General features: G+C 50.5%; 16 protein-coding genes and 1 pseudogene. 16 read left to right on the forward strand and 1 reads right to left on the reverse strand.

The window, feature by feature from the left end:
- The 5 genes and pseudogenes from sat to V7126_RS20565 all read left to right on the forward strand — a co-directional run.
- Window positions 1–610, forward strand: a pseudogene (sat, locus tag V7126_RS20545) (sulfate adenylyltransferase); the annotation flags it as partial.
- A gap of 15 nt (window positions 611–625) precedes the next feature.
- Complete coding sequence (cysC, locus tag V7126_RS20550; protein WP_046130694.1) at window positions 626–1,219, forward strand: adenylyl-sulfate kinase; 594 nt, start codon at window positions 626–628, stop codon at window positions 1,217–1,219.
- Window positions 1,220–1,374: 155 nt separating this feature from the next.
- Window positions 1,375–2,148 (forward strand): uroporphyrinogen-III C-methyltransferase, encoded by a 774-nt coding sequence (cobA, locus tag V7126_RS20555; RefSeq protein ID WP_175076823.1) that lies wholly within the window; start codon window positions 1,375–1,377, stop codon window positions 2,146–2,148.
- 1 nt (window position 2,149) lies between these two features.
- Window positions 2,150–2,935, forward strand: coding sequence for a sirohydrochlorin chelatase (locus tag V7126_RS20560; protein ID WP_175076822.1), 786 nt, complete (start codon window positions 2,150–2,152; stop codon window positions 2,933–2,935).
- Window positions 2,916–3,410, forward strand: a complete 495-nt coding sequence (locus tag V7126_RS20565; RefSeq protein WP_046130691.1) for a precorrin-2 dehydrogenase/sirohydrochlorin ferrochelatase family protein — start codon at window positions 2,916–2,918, stop codon at window positions 3,408–3,410. The genes V7126_RS20560 and V7126_RS20565 overlap by 20 nt, the downstream gene beginning before the upstream one ends.
- Before the next feature lie 21 nt (window positions 3,411–3,431).
- Here V7126_RS20565 and V7126_RS20570 read toward each other — a convergent pair whose 3' ends face one another.
- Window positions 3,432–5,147, reverse strand: coding sequence for an Rqc2 family fibronectin-binding protein (locus V7126_RS20570; RefSeq protein WP_216898985.1), 1,716 nt, complete (start codon window positions 5,145–5,147; stop codon window positions 3,432–3,434).
- Between the two features lie 139 nt (window positions 5,148–5,286).
- On the opposite strand from V7126_RS20570, the gene V7126_RS20575 reads away from it, so the two are divergent.
- From V7126_RS20575 to rlmN, 11 genes are all read left to right on the forward strand, one after another.
- Complete coding sequence (locus V7126_RS20575; protein ID WP_175076196.1) at window positions 5,287–7,959, forward strand: calcium-translocating P-type ATPase, SERCA-type; 2,673 nt, start codon at window positions 5,287–5,289, stop codon at window positions 7,957–7,959.
- Window positions 7,960–8,108: 149 nt separating this feature from the next.
- Window positions 8,109–8,984 (forward strand): YicC/YloC family endoribonuclease, encoded by an 876-nt coding sequence (locus V7126_RS20580; protein WP_175076197.1) that lies wholly within the window; start codon window positions 8,109–8,111, stop codon window positions 8,982–8,984.
- Window positions 8,985–9,061: 77 nt separating this feature from the next.
- Entirely contained in the window at window positions 9,062–9,331 is a 270-nt protein-coding gene (remA, locus tag V7126_RS20585) for an extracellular matrix/biofilm regulator RemA (RefSeq protein WP_003181657.1), read from the forward strand.
- A gap of 8 nt (window positions 9,332–9,339) precedes the next feature.
- Window positions 9,340–9,954: a guanylate kinase gene (gene gmk / locus V7126_RS20590; protein ID WP_046129011.1), complete on the forward strand. Its 615-nt coding sequence runs from the start codon at window positions 9,340–9,342 to the stop codon at window positions 9,952–9,954.
- Between the two features lie 4 nt (window positions 9,955–9,958).
- Window positions 9,959–10,159, forward strand: a complete 201-nt coding sequence (gene rpoZ / locus V7126_RS20595) for a DNA-directed RNA polymerase subunit omega (protein WP_046129010.1) — start codon at window positions 9,959–9,961, stop codon at window positions 10,157–10,159.
- A gap of 79 nt (window positions 10,160–10,238) precedes the next feature.
- Window positions 10,239–11,456: a bifunctional phosphopantothenoylcysteine decarboxylase/phosphopantothenate--cysteine ligase CoaBC gene (gene coaBC / locus V7126_RS20600; RefSeq protein WP_175076198.1), complete on the forward strand. Its 1,218-nt coding sequence runs from the start codon at window positions 10,239–10,241 to the stop codon at window positions 11,454–11,456.
- A complete protein-coding gene (gene priA, locus V7126_RS20605; RefSeq protein ID WP_175076199.1) occupies window positions 11,453–13,870 on the forward strand; it encodes a primosomal protein N' in 2,418 nt (805 codons plus the stop codon). Before coaBC ends, priA begins: the two co-directional genes overlap by 4 nt.
- A 28-nt stretch (window positions 13,871–13,898) precedes the next feature.
- Window positions 13,899–14,381 carry a peptide deformylase gene (gene def, locus V7126_RS20610; protein ID WP_175076200.1) on the forward strand — a complete coding sequence of 161 codons (483 nt, stop codon included), beginning with the start codon at window positions 13,899–13,901 and terminating at the stop codon, window positions 14,379–14,381.
- Between the two features lie 4 nt (window positions 14,382–14,385).
- Window positions 14,386–15,339, forward strand: coding sequence for a methionyl-tRNA formyltransferase (fmt, locus tag V7126_RS20615; protein ID WP_046129006.1), 954 nt, complete (start codon window positions 14,386–14,388; stop codon window positions 15,337–15,339).
- Window positions 15,326–16,678, forward strand: a complete 1,353-nt coding sequence (gene rsmB / locus V7126_RS20620; RefSeq protein ID WP_216898987.1) for a 16S rRNA (cytosine(967)-C(5))-methyltransferase RsmB — start codon at window positions 15,326–15,328, stop codon at window positions 16,676–16,678. The genes fmt and rsmB overlap by 14 nt, the downstream gene beginning before the upstream one ends.
- Window positions 16,671–17,759 (forward strand): 23S rRNA (adenine(2503)-C(2))-methyltransferase RlmN, encoded by a 1,089-nt coding sequence (gene rlmN, locus V7126_RS20625; protein ID WP_046129004.1) that lies wholly within the window; start codon window positions 16,671–16,673, stop codon window positions 17,757–17,759. The genes rsmB and rlmN overlap by 8 nt, the downstream gene beginning before the upstream one ends.
- Window positions 17,760–17,764: the final 5 nt, after the last annotated feature.

Consider the following 17,764-nt stretch of genomic DNA (forward strand, 5'->3'; position numbering starts at 1 on the left):
CGGCTGGAAAACGATCGTCGGATTCCAAACGAGAAATCCTGTGCACAGAGCGCATGAATACATTCAAAAAACCGCGCTGGAAACAGTTGACGGACTTTTCCTCAATCCGTTAGTCGGAGAAACGAAGTCAGACGATATTCCGGCAGATGTCAGGATGAAAAGCTACCGGGTGCTGCTTGACGGATATTACCCGAAAGACCGCGTCTTCCTTGGCGTTTTCCCGGCAGCGATGCGTTATGCAGGTCCGAAAGAAGCGATCTTCCATGCGCTCGTCAGAAAAAATTACGGCTGCACCCATTTCATCGTCGGAAGGGACCATGCGGGTGTCGGCGATTATTACGGAACATATGAAGCCCAGGAGCTGTTCGGTCAGTTCACGCCAGAAGAAATCGGCATCACTCCGATGAAATTTGAACACAGCTTTTACTGCAATGTGTGCGGATCAATGGCGACGGCAAAAACTTGCCCGCATGACAGGGAGCACCATGTCATTTTGTCCGGCACAAAAGTGAGGGGAATGCTGAGAAACGGCGAGTTCCCGCCAAGCACATTCAGCCGTCCCGAAGTCATCGAAACTTTAATCAAAGGCTTAGCAGCCGGCGTTTCTTAAAGGGAGGAAAAACCGTTGGTGAATAAAGACATCGTCTGGCACGAGGCATCCATTACAAAGAAGGAATATCATGAGAAAAACGGACATAAAAGCGGAATTATTTGGCTGACAGGTTTGAGCGGCTCGGGGAAATCAACGATTGCCAACGCAGCCGCCCGCCAGCTGTTTGAAGAAGGCTTTCAGGTGACGGTGCTTGACGGCGATAACGTCAGACACGGCCTGAACAAAGACCTCGGATTTTCGGATGAGGACCGGAAAGAGAACATCCGCCGGATCGGCGAAGTCGCAAAGCTGTTCGTCGAGCAGGGTACGATCGTGATTACGGCGTTTATTTCTCCTTTTAAAGAAGACCGCGACCTTGTCAGACAGCTCCTCGGGGAAAACGAATTCCATGAAGTGTACGTCAAATGCGATTTGGAAACGTGCGAAAAAAGGGACCCGAAAGGCTTGTACAAAAAAGCGAGAAACGGGGAAATTCGATTTTTCACGGGCATTGATTCGCCGTATGAAGAACCTGAATCGCCTGAGCTCATCCTTAATACGAGCGAGCATGACCGGAACGAGTGCAAAGACAGGCTCGTTGAATACGTAAAAAACGAAACGAAATAAAACGCTTGGCCAATAGGAAAGTGCAATGACTGCACTTTCCTATTTCATAAAGGAAACGTTTGGCGTGTTGTGACATTTTCATCACCGAACGCTTTCTTTATGATTTATAATGAAATGAAGTGAAACGATTTTGATCGATCGGGGGAAAGTGCAAGATGGGGAAAGTGTATATCGTTGGGGCAGGTCCTGGAGACCCCGATTTACTGACAATCAAAGCTTTGAAAGCGATCCAGAAAGCCGACGTCATTTTATACGACCGGCTTGTCAACAAACAGATCCTTCAGCATGCAAAAGAGGGAGCAGACCTCATATACTGCGGAAAGCTTCCCGATTATCATATGATGAAGCAGGAGACGATCAACCATTTTCTCGTCAAATATGCGAAAAAAGGAAAAATCGTCGTCAGACTAAAAGGGGGGGACCCTTTCGTTTTCGGCAGAGGAGGAGAGGAAGCCGCAAGCCTCGCAGAAAACGGAATTCCCTTTGAAATCGTTCCCGGGATCACTTCAGGGATCGCAGCGGCCGCTTATGCCGGCATCCCCGTAACTCACCGGGATGCGAGTTCAAACGTCGCTTTCGTGACGGGCCATTACAAGGCAGAAGAAGACTTTGAGGAAAAGTGGAAAGTGCTGGCGACCGGAATCGATACCCTCGTCATCTACATGGGGATCAAAAACGTGAAGCAAATCGAAAGGCTTTTAATCGAAAACGGCAGAGACCGTTCAACACCGGCTGCTTTCATCCACTGGGGAACGACGGACAAGCAGAAAACGGTGGTTTGCACGGTTGAAACGCTTGCCGAAACCGCCGAAAACGAAAAAATCGTTAACCCGAGCCTCATCGTCATCGGCGATGTGGTCAACTTCCGCTCGCGTTTGAACTGGTACGAAACCGAGCTGAAAAATACAGCACTAAGCGAGGCGCTTTGACATGAAACAAGCCATTTTGTATATCGGCCACGGCAGCCGTCTGAAAAAAGCACAACAAGAAGCAGCCGCTTTTTTGGAAGGGTGCAGAAGCGACATGTCCGCACCCATTCAGGAAATCTCTTTTTTGGAGCTTGCACCGCCTGATATTGAATCGGGATTTAAAGCGTGCGCAGAAAAGGGCGCGACGCATATCGCCGCGGTGCCGCTTCTCCTTTTGACCGCCGCACACGCCAAAAAAGACATCCCGGTAGAAATCGCCCGTGTTTCTTCCCAGTATCCTTCCATCAGCGTCACTTACGGCAAGCCGATCGGCGTTGATCAGGAGGTCGTCAAAGCCGTTTTGACGCGGATCGAAGAGACTGGCGTTCCTTATGAACATGCGAGGATCGTATTGATCGGAAGGGGGAGCTCTGATCCGGACGTCTTGCGGGATGTCACAGAGATTGCAGCCCGCCTCAAAGCGCTGGCTCCGGTTGATGAGGTCATTCCTTGTTTTATGACCGCATGTGAACCGAATTATCGCGACGTTTTTTCACAGCTTAAAGAAAGCGGCGGAAAAACGACATTCATCGTTCCGTATCTGTTGTTTACAGGGATGCTGATGAAGGAGATCGAAAGGGAGACCGAAAAGCTGAAGGAAACCAATCCAGACGTTGTGCTCTCTGAATATCTCGGCTTCCACCCGCACGTCAAAAACGCCTTTTTAAACCGCGTCAAGGAAGCCGTTATTAATCATGACCGTTCCTTCGATTTCAAAGGAGCCGCCGATGCTTCCGCTTCACATTAACATGAGCGGCAAGCCCGTCGTCATCGCAGGCGGGGGGCGGATTGCGGCAAGGCGGCTGAAAGCGGTGGCGGGCGAAGGCGCATCCGTTACCGTCATAAGCCCCGACGTATCGGCTGACATGCTCGAGCTGATCGAAAAACACGGGGTTTGCTGGAAGCGGAAAAAAGCGGAGCCTGAAGATGTGAAAGACGCCTTTCTCATCATACTTGCAACAGATGATCGCGAGGCGAATAAGCGGATTGCAAGATCAGCCGGAGAAGGCCAGCTCGTCAATGTTGCGAGCGAGGCTGAGCTCGGAAATGTGTACGTTCCGAAAATCGTCAAAAAAGGAAACATCACCATCAGTGTCTCGACAAACGGCGCAAGCCCGAGCCATACGATCGAATTGGCCGGGCGGATCGACGGACTGATCGATGACGAGCTCGTCCGGGAGATCGATGAACTTTTCCGGAAAAGAAGAGGCCCGAACCGATAACGGTTCAGGCCTTTTTTTCGTTTAGCGCGAAGTTTTCAGCTTGATGACAAGGTCTTCATCAGGCGTCACGAAAACGGTTTGCTGGCGGTCATATGTGACAAAACCGGGCTTTGCGCCGTTCGGCTTTTTGACATGGCGGATTTTCGTATAGTCGACAGGGACTGAAGCTGAGTTTTTCGCTTTGCTGAAGTATGCTGCGATCCGGGCAGCTTCAAGGATCGTTTGTTCGTCAGGATCGCTTGCGCGGATCACGACGTGCGAGCCCGGGATATCTTTCGTGTGCAGCCAAAGGTCGTCCCGGGCGGCCAGCTTCATCGTCAAATATTCGTTCTGCTTGTTGTTTTTTCCGACGAGGATCGTTTCTCCCGCCGTAGATTCATAGGTTTCCAGAGAAGGGGCTTGTTTTTTTTGCTTTTTCTGGCCCGGCTGCTGTTTGGCGCGCAAATAGTTTCCTTCTTGAAGCTCTTCGCGGATTTCTTGCAGATCCTTTGGCGATGCAGACGCGAGCTGCTGCATCAGCTGGTCGAAATAAGCGATCTCTTCCTCAGCGAGCCTGATTTGTTCTTTGACGACTTCCACTGAATTTTTCGCCTTCTGATATTTTGTAAAATAGCTTTGCGCATTTTCAGACGGCGTTTTATTCGGATTGAGGGGAATTGTGACCTCCCGGCCGTTTTCATCATAATAGTTGGCGACTTTGGCTTCTTTATCGCCTTTTTTCAGCTTGTAAAGGTTTGCCGTCAACAGCTCTCCGTACAGCTGGTATTCCTTGGCGTTTTCAGAATCCGCCAGCGTTTTTTTGAGCTTTTTGATCTTGTTTTCGTTCTTTTTCTTTTCGTTCATGACGAACCGTTCCAAGTCATGGGCCTGCTGTTTGACGCGGTCCCTTTCCGCTTTTCCGAAATAGTAGCGGTCAAGGAGTCCGCTCAGCGTCCCGAACGGCCGCCTGTCTCCTTTTACGTGCGTCAAATCAAGCAGATAGAAATATTCCTTTCCGTCTTCTGTCACAAGCTGCGGGGTAAAGTTCTGGTTTTTGACGTCGGCAAACATCCTCATAAGCGCATCTGGAAGCGTTGCCCTGTTTGCAAGCCCGGCCCGGAACACGGCTTCTTTTGCAAAGAGGGGGGAGACCCCGGAGAAGGTGTCGACGATCTGTCTGTCTAATTTCCCCTCCTGAAAATTGAGGTGGCGGAGAATGTCTTCCTTATCCGCCTCAAGCGGCGACAGCTTGTTTTGCGCGGGCGGCAGGATGTAATCATAGCCTGGAAGAACGGTCCGATAGCTGTTAATCGATGGAGAAAGGTGCTTTAAGCTGTCAATGATGACGCCTTTTTCCCCGTCGGTCAAGACGATGTTGCTGTGCCTTCCCATGATTTCCACGACGAGCTTTCTTGTGAGCATGTCGCCGACTTCATTGCGGCTTTTCATGTGAAATACGATCACCCTGTCCATGCCGACTTGTTCGATCTGTTCGACGAAACCGCCCTCCAAATGCTTGCGGAGGAGCATGCAAAACATCGGCGGAGCGCTCGGATTGCCGTACGCTTCCTCTGTAAGATGAACCCTGGCATAGCTGGGGTGGGCGGAGAGCAGCAGTTTGCGGTTTTTTCCGTTAGCCCTGATGTGAAAAATCAGCTCATGCTTAAACGGCTGATGAATTTTGGTGATTCGCCCGCCCCTAATCGTTTCATTCAATTCTCCTATCATTCCGTATGTAAAAATGCCGTCAAAAGACATATTAAAAACACCCTTTTCTTATTAATCCTCTTCATCATGTGTCTGTCCGAATAATTATAGCATGATTTAGGACGAGTCTGAATAAATTGACTTATAGAGACAAAGGAAAGCTTTAAGGGCAGAAGGAGTGGACGATTCAATGAAATGGCACGAGATGGGACAAACCGAATTGTTAAACGTAACAAAAACGTCCATTGAGAAAGGGCTGACAGAAAAAGAGGTTAAAAAGCGGCTTGAAAGACACGGGGCAAACGAACTTCTTGAAGGCGAAAAAACGTCGGCATTGGCTTTGTTTTTTTCGCAGTTTAAAGACTTCATGGTTCTTGTGCTGCTTGCGGCCACGGTGGTTTCCGGCTTTTTGGGTGAATATATCGACGCGATTGCCATCATTGCGATCATCTTCGTAAACGGCATCCTCGGTTTTTTCCAGGAACGAAAGGCGGAGAAATCGCTTCAGGCATTAAAGGAACTGTCCGCCCCGCAGGTGACGGCGCTCCGCGACGGAAGCTGGGTCAAAATTCCTTCAAGAGAGCTTGTGCCGGGAGATGTCGTGCATTTTTCAAGCGGGGACAGAATCGGTGCTGATCTCAGGCTGATCGAGACGAAAAGTCTTGAAATAGAAGAGTCGGCACTAACCGGCGAGTCGCTTCCGGTATCAAAGCAGTCGGAACGTTTTCAGGCTTCGGATGTGTCGCTCGGCGATTTGACGAACATGGCCTTTATGGGAACGCTCGTGACAAGGGGAAGCGGGATCGGGATCGTCATTGGCACCGGGATGAACTCGGCGATGGGAAAAATCGCCGATATGCTTGAGTCGGCCGGAAATGCGGCGACTCCGCTGCAAAGAAGGCTGGAGGAGCTCGGGAAAATCCTGATCGTGGCTGCGCTCTTGCTGACGCTCCTTGTCGTGGTGGCAGGCGTTGTTCGAGGCCATGATCTGTACAGCATGTTTTTAGCCGGCGTTTCGCTCGCCGTCGCCGCCATTCCCGAAGGGCTGCCGGCGATTGTCACGGTCGCCTTGTCCCTCGGCGTTCAGCGGATGATCAGGCAGAAATCGATCGTCAGAAAGCTGCCCGCCGTTGAAACGCTGGGCTGCGCTTCGATTATTTGCTCCGATAAGACGGGAACGATGACGCAGAACAAAATGACCGTCACCCACGTATGGTCAGAGGGGAAAACGTGGAACGTGTCAGGCATCGGCTACGATCCACAAGGCTCTTTCAGCATGAACGGCCGGGAGATTCAAGTCAAAAACCACAAGTCATTGCAGCAGGTGCTCCTGTTTGGCGCATTGTGCAATTCATCCTCGATCATTGAAGAAGACGGCGAGTTCCGCCTCGATGGAGACCCGACGGAAGGCGCTCTGCTGACGGCCGCCAAAAAAGCGGGGTTTACGGACCGGTATGTCAGCGGACATTTTAAGATTGTCGAAGAGTTTCCGTTTGATTCGGCCCGGAAAATGATGTCCGTCGTCGCGGAGGATGCAAGCGGCAAGCGCTTTGTCATTGCCAAGGGCGCTCCCGATGTGTTAATGAAGCGCTCCTCCGCCGTCTATAAAGAAGGCAGGCGCGAGCCGATTACAAAAGAGAGACTCGCCGAAACGAACACCGCGCTGGAAATGCTCGCATCCCAGGCGCTGAGGACGATTGCGGTCGCCTATAAACCGGTCAGGGAATCTGCGAATCTCACCCTTGAAAAAGCGGAGTCAGACTTAACGTTTATCGGGCTTTTGGGAATGATTGACCCTCCTCGGCCTGAAGTAAAACAGGCCATTAAAGAATGCCGCGATGCCGGAATCAAAACGGTCATGATCACAGGCGACCACGTGACAACGGCAAAGGCGATTGCAAAACAGCTGGGGCTTTTGCCGCGGGGCGGTAAAGTCATGGACGGGCAGACGCTCAATGAGCTTACACAGGAAGAGCTGACAGAAATCGTCGAAGACGTGTACGTGTTTGCCAGAGTATCGCCCGAGCACAAGCTGAAAATCGTCACTGCCTATCAGGAAAACGGCCATGTGGTCGCGATGACGGGTGACGGCGTCAATGATGCGCCGGCGATCAAGCAGGCTGATATCGGCATCGCGATGGGCATCACCGGAACAGATGTCGCCAAAGAAGCTTCATCCCTCATTCTTGTCGATGATAATTTCGCCACGATCAAGTCGGCGATCAAAGAAGGGCGGAACATCTACGAAAATATTAGGAAGTTTATCAGATATCTGCTCGCTTCAAATGTCGGGGAAATTCTTGTCATGCTGTTTGCGATGATGCTTGCCCTGCCGTTGCCGCTCGTTCCGATCCAGATCCTTTGGGTCAACCTTGTGACGGACGGACTCCCGGCCATGGCGCTCGGAATGGATCAGCCGGAAGGCGATGTGATGAGGCGGAAGCCGCGCCATCCGAAAGAGGGGGTCTTTGCGAGAGGCCTTGGCTGGAAAGTTGTATCGCGCGGCTTTTTAATCGGGGCGGCGACGCTTGCGGCATTCATGTTTATCTACCACCGCAACCCGGATGCGCTTGCATATGCCCAGACCGTTGCGTTTGCCACTCTGGTGCTAGCCCAGCTCATTCACGTGTTTGACTGCCGCAGCGAGCGGTCCATTTTTGAACGGAACCCGTTTGAAAACGTTTATCTGCTCGGCGCCGTGTTGTCTTCGATTGTACTGATGCTTGTCGTCATTTACTATCCGCCGCTGCAGCCGATCTTCCACACCGTGCCGATCTTAATGGCGGACTGGCTGCTGATTATCGGAATGTCGGCCATCCCAACTTTTTTGCTTGCCGGGTCACTTTTGACAAGAAAAAAGTAGGCTTGTATGATATAATCTTAAAGGTAATAGAGGTTTCTATTGCCTTTTTAAGCTTGCCGGAAATCGCTTCGGCATTTTCGTGAGAAGGCACATTGTTGCCTAAAGCATCATCAATTTTTGATGAAAGTATACAGAATTGGGTGTGTTTTATGATACGGAGTATGACCGGTTTCGGCAGCGCGAGCAAAACGGAGGATGGTCTGACGGTAGCTGTTGAGCTGAAATCTGTCAACTATCGCTTTAAAGAAGTGAACGCCCGCATGCCAAGGCCATTGCTCTATTTGGAAGACAAAATAAAGCAGACGATTTTTAAACATATACAAAGAGGACGGCTGGAGCTGTTTGTTTCGGTTGGCGATGAGGCGCTCATCAGCCGGAAAATCCAGGTCGACTGGCCGCTGCTTGAAGAATACATGAAGACGGCCGGCGAAATGAAAGACCGCTATCAGCTTTCAGGCGAGATCACGCTTCATGACGCTTTACGGTTTGAACACGTCATACAAATCGAAGAGGAGCCCGTTTATCACGAACACCTTGAGCGGGTTCTCCTTGAGGCGGTTGAAGCGGCCGTCAGCGAACTGTGCAGCATGCGCGAAGCTGAGGGAGAGAGACTGAAAGACGACTGCCTTCAGCACATCGCTAAGCTTGAGAAGCTGACCGGCGAAATCGAAGCGCTCGCCCCCGCGGTCGTCGACCATTACCGCGAACGCCTTGAATCAAGGCTTGAAGAATGGTCGGCCGACCGTTTTGACGAAAGCCGCCTGCTGACGGAAGTGGCCTTGTTTGCAGACCGCTCAGACATCACGGAAGAAGTAACGAGGCTGAAAAGCCATTTCCGCCAGTTCCGCGATATTTGCGAAGCGGGAGGCGCCTGCGGCCGCAAGCTCGACTTTCTCGTTCAGGAATTAAACCGCGAATCCAACACGATTGGTTCAAAGGCAAATGATCACCACATCACAAAACGCGTGGTCGAAATGAAAAGCTCTATTGAAAAAATAAAAGAACAAGTGCAAAATATAGAATAGCGATTGTGCGTATTGTTTACGGACGTTCTCATCAGGTTAAACTAGAGACGTCCAAATATACAGGGGGAACGTATAGGATGACGATTAAACTGATCAATATCGGCTTTGGAAATATCATATCCGCCAACCGGCTCATCTCGATTGTGAGTCCTGAGTCCGCGCCCATCAAACGGATGATCCAGGACGCGAGAGACCGCGGCATGCTCATAGATGCTACATATGGAAGAAGAACGCGTGCGGTTGTCATTATGGACAGTGACCATATCATCTTATCTGCCGTCCAGCCTGAGACAGTAGCACAAAGGCTTTCTGTAAAAGAAGAAATCATGGATGAAGGGCAGGGATAAAGAGCCTTATGAAAGAAAGAGGATTATTGATCGTTCTCTCCGGCCCTTCAGGCGTCGGCAAAGGAACAGTCAGACAGGCGCTGTTTGCTCAGGAGGACACAAAATTTGAATATTCGATTTCCGTCACGACGAGAAAGCCGAGACAAGGCGAACGGGACGGAGTGGACTACTTTTTTAAAACCCGCGAAGAGTTTGAAGAAATGATTGAGAACAACAAGCTGCTCGAATGGGCCGAATACGTCGGCAACTATTACGGCACGCCCATTGACTATGTTGAAAAAACGCTTCAGGAAGGAAAGGACGTTTTCCTTGAAATCGAGGTTCAGGGAGCGCTTCAAGTGAGGAAGGCCTTTCCAGAAGGGCTGTTTATCTTTTTGGCGCCGCCGAGCCTCGCCGAGCTGAAAAACCGGATCGTCACAAGAGGGACGGAAACAGAGGCCCTCATCGAAAACCGGATGAAAGCGGCGAAGGAAGAAATCGAACTGATGGACGCCTATGACTATGTTGTCGAAAATGACAGCATCGAGCTTGCCTGCGAAAAAATTAAAGCAATCGTTCTCGCCGAGCATTTGAGGCGGGATCGCGTTGCCCCAAGATATAAGAAAATGCTGGAGGTTGAATAAACTTATGCTAGATCCGTCAATTGACTCTCTCATGAATAAACTGGATTCAAAATACACGCTTGTGACCGTTGCTGCAAGACGCGCCCGCGAAATGCAGATGAACAAAGACGAACAGATCGAAAATCCGAAATCTCACAAATATGTCGGCAGAGCCCTTGAAGAAATTGATGCTGGCCTATTGACGTTTGAAAAAGAAAATCGCTAATAGCCGAAAAAATAGCAACCTATCCATTAGGTTGTTATTTTTTTCACGGCCACGAACTAAAACGTAAGGGGGAAAAACGATGCTGAAAAATCGAAACATCTTGCTGGGCGTAAGCGGAGGGATTGCGGTTTATAAAGCGGCCGCATTGACGAGCAAACTTGTTCAGGCAGGGGCAAACGTGAAGGTCATCATGACAAAATCCGCCTGTGAATTTGTTTCCCCGCTCACCTTTCAGGCGCTCTCCCGGCATGAAGTATATACAAATACATTTGAAGAGCCGAATCCGCGCGTGATCGCCCACATCGATGCCGCCGACTGGGCCGATCTCGTCATCGTCGCCCCGGCCACGGCCAATATCATCGGAAAACTCGCGTCAGGCATCGCCGATGACATGCTGACGACGACGCTTTTGGCGACGACCGCGCCGGTATGGATCGCGCCGGCGATGAACGTTCATATGTATGACCATCCGGCCGTAAAACGGAATATCGACATTCTGTATCAGGACGGCTACCGGTTTATTGAACCGAGTGAAGGGTACCTTGCGTGCGGTTATGTCGGCAAAGGCAGGCTCGAGGAGCCTGAGCGGATCGTAGAGCTTGCCGAAGAGCATTTTTCAGGCGGAAGGATGAGCCCTTTGAAAGGTAAACACGTTGTGGTCACGGCGGGTCCGACAAGGGAGCAGATCGACCCTGTCCGCTTTTTCTCAAACCGTTCAACGGGCAAGATGGGCTATGCAATCGCTGAAGAAGCCGCAAAGCTGGGCGCCCGCGTGACACTGGTTTCCGGTCCGACATCGCTTGAAGCGCCGTCCGCTGTTGACGTCGTCCGCGTCAATTCGGCTGATGACATGTATGATGCGGTCTTATCCGTATTTGAAGACGCAGACATCGTTTTTAAAACGGCAGCTGTCGCGGACTATAGGCCAAAATACGTCCATGACCAAAAAATGAAGAAAAAGGACGGGAGCCTCGTGATTGAGCTTGAACGGACAAAAGATATTTTAAAAGAGCTCGGTCAGCGGAAAACAAAACAAATCTTAATCGGGTTCGCTGCGGAAACGCAGCATGTCGAAGAGTATGCGCAAAAAAAGCTGGCATCCAAAAACCTCGACATGGTCGTCGCCAACAACATTACGGCCGAAGGCGCCGGCTTTGGAACGGAGACGAACATTGTGACGGTTTTTTATAAAAACGGAGAAAAGAAAGCGCACCCGCTGATGACGAAGCGGGAGGTCGCATCTGAAATCCTTAAGGACGCCGCTGCGCTCGCCGAACGGGGCGGGACGTCTTCATGAACTTTGCCGAAGTGATCGTCGATGTCACTACGAAAAATATTGACAGACCGTTTGATTACCGGATTCCTGACAAATGGAGGGGAATGATCAAGAAAGGGATGCGGGTTGTCGTCCCCTTCGGCCCCCGAAAAATTCAAGGGTTCGTCATCAATGTGAAAGACGCTTCAGATCTTTCCGGGCGGTCTGTCAAGGACATTGAGGAAATCCTTGACCTGACGCCTGTTTTGACCGAAGAGCTGCTCGAGCTGTCCGACTGGCTGACGGAAAAGACGCTTTCATATAAAATCACGGCTTTACAGGCGATGCTTCCGCCGGCCATGAAGGCGAAATACGCGAAAGAAATCAAAGTGATCGGGAAAAAACCGCTTCCAGAACCATTACAAAGCCTGTTTTCAGAAAGAAACGCACTTTCCTATTCAGATATCGAAGATCCCCGGACACTAAAGCTCATTCAGCGCCAGGTTCAAGAGGGAAACCTTGAAGTGGCGTACAAGGTCAACCAAAAAACGAACAAAAAGACGCAGCGCACGGTATCGGCCCTCCGTCCGAAAGCTGAACTGAAAGAGGCGCTTTCGGGGCTTTCCCCGCAGGCTGTCAAACAAAAAGCGATTCTCGAATTTTTTATTGAGGGCAGTGAAGGGATGACTGTAACCGTAAAAGAGCTTTTAGACAAAACCGGAGGGTCGTCCGCCTCCTTGAAACCGCTTTTGGAAAAAGGTTTGTTGCAGGAAGGCGAGCAGGAGGTTTACCGGGACCCCTATCAGGACAGAATGTTCAAAAAAACCGAACCGCTTCCTCTGACAGAAGAGCAGTCGCGGGCTTATGAAGCGATTTCTGAATCGGTTGAAAACGACCGTCATGACGTCTTTCTCCTTCATGGTGTAACGGGAAGCGGCAAAACGGAAATCTATCTGCAATCGATTGAAAAAGTGCTGAACGCCGGAAAAGAAGCGATCGTCCTCGTGCCGGAAATCTCGCTGACTCCGCAGATGGTTCATCGTTTTAAAGGCCGGTTCGGCTCACAGGTGGCGGTTTTGCACAGCGGCCTTTCCACAGGAGAAAAGTATGATGAATGGCGAAAAATCCACCGCAAAGAGGTCCGCCTTGCAGTAGGGGCGCGCTCTGCGATTTTCGCCCCGTTTGAAAACCTCGGAATGATCATCATTGACGAAGAGCATGAGACATCATACAAACAGGAGGAAATGCCGAGATATCATGCGAAGGAAGCGGCGATTAAACGGGCTGAGCACCACCGGTGTCCGGTTGTTCTCGGAAGCGCAACGCCGACGCTTGAATCGTTTGCAAGGGCAAAAAAAGGCGTGTACAAGCTTCTGTCCCTCAAGCACCGCGTCAAAAGCCAGGTCATGCCTGATGTTTCGCTCGTCGATATGAGGGAGGAGCTGAGAAACGGAAACCGCTCGATGTTTTCGAGAGCTTTAATGGAAGAACTCGAAAAAACGCTTGAAAAAGGCGAACAGGCCGTTCTGTTTTTAAACAAAAGGGGCTATTCCTCATTTGTGATGTGCAGGGACTGCGGCTATGTCATCCAGTGTCCGCATTGCGAAATTTCCCTCACATACCACAGATTCGGACAGCGCCTGAAATGCCACTACTGCGGCTTTGAAACCGGCATGCCGTCAACATGTCCCGAATGCGCAGGCGAGCACATCCGCTATTTTGGCACGGGGACGCAGCGGGTCGAAGAAGAATTGACGAAAATTCTCCCGCAAGCCAGAGTGATCCGCATGGATGTTGATACAACGTCCCGGAAAGGAGCGCATGAAAAGCTGCTGACATCCTTCGGCAAAGGTGAAGCCGATATTTTGCTCGGGACGCAGATGATCGCCAAAGGCCTTGATTTCGAAAATGTCACGCTCGTCGGCGTGCTGAGCGCAGACACGATGCTGCACATCCCCGATTTCAGGGCCGCTGAAAAGACGTTTCAGCTTATGACGCAAGTCAGCGGGAGAGCAGGGCGTCACGAAAAACCGGGCAAGGTGATCATTCAAACCTATACGCCGTCGCACTACAGCATCCAGCTTACAAAAACGCACGACTATGAAACGTTTTTTCAGCAGGAGATGATGCACAGAAGGGTACAGGCGTATCCGCCGTATTATTACTTGGCGCTCATCACCGTGTCCCATGAAGAGGTGACAAAGACGGCTCTCGTTACCGAAAAAATCGCCCAATATTTAAAGGCGAACATTCAGGGAGATGCGAAAATCCTCGGGCCCGTCGCTTCGCCGATCGCCAGGATCAAGGATAGATATCGCTACCAATGCGTGATAAAATACAAACAGGATCATCAGCTGACACCTTTGCTGAAAAACATTATGGATCATTACAAGCGCGATATCGAACAAAAGCAATTGACGATCTCGATCGATATGAATCCGTATATGATGATGTAACAATACAATGTGATGGAGGAATTATAGATTGGCAGTAAAACCGATCGTGACGTACCCGGCAGATGTTCTCGAAACGCCTGCCGAGCCCGTTGCGGCTTTTGATAAATCGTTGAAAAAACTACTTGATAACATGTATGATACGATGCTTGAACTTGACGGAGTCGGACTGGCCGCACCGCAAATCGGCGTCTCCAAAAGGGCGGCTGTCGTTGATATCGGTGATGAAACGGGAAGAATCGAACTGATTAATCCCGAGATCATTGAAGAGCGCGGCGAACAAACAGGACCGGAAGGATGCTTAAGCTTCCCCGATCTGTACGGTGAGGTCACGCGGTCTGATTACGTGAAAGTGCGGGCGCTCGACCGCCGCGGAAAGCCGTTCACCATTGAAGCGGAAGGCTTTTTGGCGAGAGCGATGCTTCATGAAATCGACCATTTGGACGGCATTTTATTTACATCAAAAATCACGCGCTACTATGATGCGGAAGAACTTGCGGAAATGGAAGGATGATTGGATGACAAGGATTGTTTTTATGGGAACGCCGGATTTTTCGGTTCCTGTGCTGAACACGCTGATTAAGGACGGCTATGAAGTGGTGGGCGTCGTCACCCAGCCTGACCGTCCGAAAGGCAGAAAAAAAGTGATGACACCGCCGCCGGTTAAGGAAGAAGCGCTGCGCCACGGAATTCCCGTGCTTCAGCCTGAAAAAGTGAGGGAGGAACAGGAGACTGACAAGATCCTTGAGCTCAAGCCGGATTTAATCGTAACGGCGGCATTCGGGCAAATCCTGCCGAAAAAGCTGTTGGATTATCCGAAATACGGCTGCATCAACGTCCATGCTTCCCTTCTCCCTGAGCTGCGCGGAGGAGCGCCGATCCATTACGCGATCCTTGAAGGAAAGCAAAAGACAGGCGTGACGATCATGTACATGGTCGAAAAGCTCGATGCCGGAGATATGCTGGCTAAAGTCGAAGTTGACATCGAAGAACACGATAATGTCGGCACGCTCCACGACAAATTGAGCAAAGCGGGAGCCGCGCTTCTTTCTGAAACGGTGCCGAAAGTAATAGACGGCTCCGTGACGCCGGAGGAGCAGGATGAGGAAAAAGCGACATACGCTCCAAACATTAAGCGGGAACAAGAGCGGATCGACTGGTCACAGCCCGGCGAGGTTTTGTACAACCAGGTCCGCGGCTTAAACCCATGGCCTGTCGCATATACGACCCTCGGAGGACAAATCTTGAAAGTATGGGCGGCCGAAAAAGTTCCCGCAGAAAAACAGGCTGAGCCGGGAGAGATCATTGCTATTGAAAAAGACGGCATCGTTGTCGCCGCAGGAAACGGCACCGCACTTAAACTAACGGAAGTGCAGCCTGCCGGAAAAAAAAGAATGAAAGGCGAAGATTTCGTCAGGGGAGCGGGTCTTCAAGCCGGAATGAAATTAGGGTATAACGATGAAAAAAAGTAATGTCAGGGAAGTCGCGCTCGATACATTGATTAAGCTTGACCAAAATCAAGCGTACAGCAACCTTCTGCTGCAGTCGGTCATGAAAACGAACGATTTAAACGACAAGGACAGGGGTCTTTTAACTGAGCTCGTATACGGCACCCTTCAGAACAAGCTTGCCCTCGACTATATGCTGAAGCCGTTCATTAAAAAGCCGGAAAAAGTGAAGCCGTGGGTGATCCATCTGTTAAGAATGTCTCTGTATCAAATGGAGTATCTGGAGAAAATCCCGGATCGGGCCGCATTGTTTGAAGCGGTAGAAATCGCGAAAAAACGCGGGCATAAAGGAATTTCTTCATTTGTCAACGGGGTTTTGCGTTCCATCCAGAGGGAAGGCGTTCCTTCATTTGCTGAAATCGGCGATCCGGTTAAGCGCCTGGCGACCGAAACGAGCCATCCGGAATGGCTTGTCAAAGAATGGGCGGAAGCGTACGGATTTGAGGCGGCCGAACGCATTTGCCGCATTCATATGATACCGCCAAAGCAGACGATCCGCGTCAACAGGCTAAAAAACGACAGGGACACGATGCTCAAGCACCTGAGCGAAGCGGGAATCGAGGCCGAAAAAGGCGACCTCTCGCCGGACGCACTCAAACTGTTAAAAGGAACGATTGCCTCAACCCCATTTTTCAAGGAAGGCGATGTGACGATCCAGGATGAAAGCTCGATGCTCGTCGCGAGGGCCCTCGGTCCAAAACCGGGTGAAACAGTACTTGATGCGTGCGCGGCGCCTGGAGGGAAATCGACTCATATCGGCGAGCTCCTTGAAAACACCGGAAAGGTCGTTTCCCTCGACCTGCACAAGCATAAAGTGAAGCTCATCAGGGAAACAGCCGGCCGGCTCGGGCTTTCCAACATTGAAACGGCAGCAATGGATGCCAGAAAAGCGGCCGAAGCTTTTCAGCCGGAGCAATTTGACCGGATTCTCGTCGACGCGCCGTGCTCAGGGTTCGGCGTCATCCGCAGGAAGCCTGATCTCAAATACAGCAAAACACCGGAAGACAGCGCCCGCCTTGCCGGCATTCAACTCGCGATTTTAAACGAAATCGCGCCGCTTTTGAAAAAAGGCGGCACACTGGTCTACAGTACGTGTACAATAGACCGGACAGAAAACGAACAAGTCATGCATGCGTTTTTGGAAGAACACGATGAATTTGAGCTTGATCCGACGCTGAAGGACCGGCTGCCGGAAAAAGCCGCGCCTTATGTGAAGGACGGAAGCATCCAAATTCTTCCCCATTATTTCGGCACAGACGGCTTCTTTATTTGCAGCATGAGAAAGAGGGATCACAATGATTGAATCAAAACAAAAGGTAAGAAAAGAATTGCGGACTGAAAAACCGTCGATTTATTCATTTGAAATCGATGACATCAAAAGCTGGCTTGAGGAAAACGGCGAAAAGCCTTTCCGCGCCACGCAAATCTTTGAATGGCTATACAGCAAAAGAGTTTCATCATTTGACGAGATGACAAACCTTTCAAAAGAGCTTCGCAATAAGCTCAAAGAGCATTTTGTATTGACAACGCTCAAAACGGCCGTCAAGCAGACATCCCAGGACGGAACGATGAAATTCTTATTCGAACTTCATGACGGCTATACGATCGAAACCGTTTTAATGAGGCACGATTACGGCAATTCTGTTTGTGTCACTACACAGGTCGGCTGCCGCATCGGCTGTACGTTTTGCGCATCCACGCTCGGCGGGCTGAAGCGGAACCTTGAAGCCGGGGAAATCGTCGCACAGGTTGTCAAGGTGCAGCAGGCGCTCGATGAAACAGATGAGCGCGTCAGCTCCATCGTGATTATGGGAATCGGCGAACCGTTCGATAATTTCCAGGAAATGCTCGCCTTTTTAAAAATCGTCAACCATGATAAAGGACTGAACATCGGCGCCCGCCATATTACAGTGTCAACGAGCGGAATCATTCCGAAAATCTACGAGTTTGCAGATGAAAAACTGCAAATCAACTTTGCGATTTCTCTGCATGCGCCAAACACCGAGATCAGAAGCCGGCTGATGCCGATCAACAGGGCATACAAGCTGCCAGAGCTGATGAAGGCCGTTGATTACTATATCAAGAAAACCGGCAGAAGGATCACCTTTGAGTACGGGCTTTTCGGCGGTGTCAACGATCAGGTTGAACACGCGGAAGAACTCGCAGCGCTGTTAAAAGGAATCAAGTGTCACGTCAATTTAATTCCCGTCAATTATGTACCTGAACGAGACTATGTCAGAACACCTAGAGAGCAGATTTTCGCCTTTGAAAAGACATTAAAGTCTCATGGAGTCAATGTTACGATCAGAAGAGAGCAAGGCCATGATATTGACGCTGCCTGCGGACAGCTGCGTGCGAAGGAGCGTCAAGAAGAGACGAGGTGAATCAA

The sequence above is a fragment of the Bacillus sp. JJ675 genome, from assembly GCF_036963165.1.
GTDB classification, from domain to species: Bacteria; Bacillota; Bacilli; order Bacillales; family Bacillaceae; genus Bacillus; species Bacillus glycinifermentans.

Bases quoted from the DNA above. Each gene is read 5' to 3' on its own strand.
- coaBC (WP_175076198.1), top strand. From the start codon at position 10,239: ATGCTGAAAAATCGAAACATCTTGCTGGGCGTAAGCGGAGGGATTGCG.
- V7126_RS20575 (WP_175076196.1), top strand. From the start codon at position 5,287: ATGAAATGGCACGAGATGGGACAAACCGAATTGTTAAACGTAACAAAA.
- rpoZ (WP_046129010.1), top strand. From the start codon at position 9,959: ATGCTAGATCCGTCAATTGACTCTCTCATGAATAAACTGGATTCAAAA.
- V7126_RS20560 (WP_175076822.1), top strand. From the start codon at position 2,150: ATGAAACAAGCCATTTTGTATATCGGCCACGGCAGCCGTCTGAAAAAA.
- gmk (WP_046129011.1), top strand. From the start codon at position 9,340: ATGAAAGAAAGAGGATTATTGATCGTTCTCTCCGGCCCTTCAGGCGTC.
- V7126_RS20565 (WP_046130691.1), top strand. From the start codon at position 2,916: ATGCTTCCGCTTCACATTAACATGAGCGGCAAGCCCGTCGTCATCGCA.
- cobA (WP_175076823.1), top strand. From the start codon at position 1,375: ATGGGGAAAGTGTATATCGTTGGGGCAGGTCCTGGAGACCCCGATTTA.
- rsmB (WP_216898987.1), top strand. From the start codon at position 15,326: ATGAAAAAAAGTAATGTCAGGGAAGTCGCGCTCGATACATTGATTAAG.
- fmt (WP_046129006.1), top strand. From the start codon at position 14,386: ATGACAAGGATTGTTTTTATGGGAACGCCGGATTTTTCGGTTCCTGTG.
- remA (WP_003181657.1), top strand. From the start codon at position 9,062: ATGACGATTAAACTGATCAATATCGGCTTTGGAAATATCATATCCGCC.
- V7126_RS20580 (WP_175076197.1), top strand. From the start codon at position 8,109: ATGATACGGAGTATGACCGGTTTCGGCAGCGCGAGCAAAACGGAGGAT.
- V7126_RS20570 (WP_216898985.1), bottom strand. From the start codon at position 5,147: ATGTCTTTTGACGGCATTTTTACATACGGAATGATAGGAGAATTGAAT.
- priA (WP_175076199.1), top strand. From the start codon at position 11,453: ATGAACTTTGCCGAAGTGATCGTCGATGTCACTACGAAAAATATTGAC.
- rlmN (WP_046129004.1), top strand. From the start codon at position 16,671: ATGATTGAATCAAAACAAAAGGTAAGAAAAGAATTGCGGACTGAAAAA.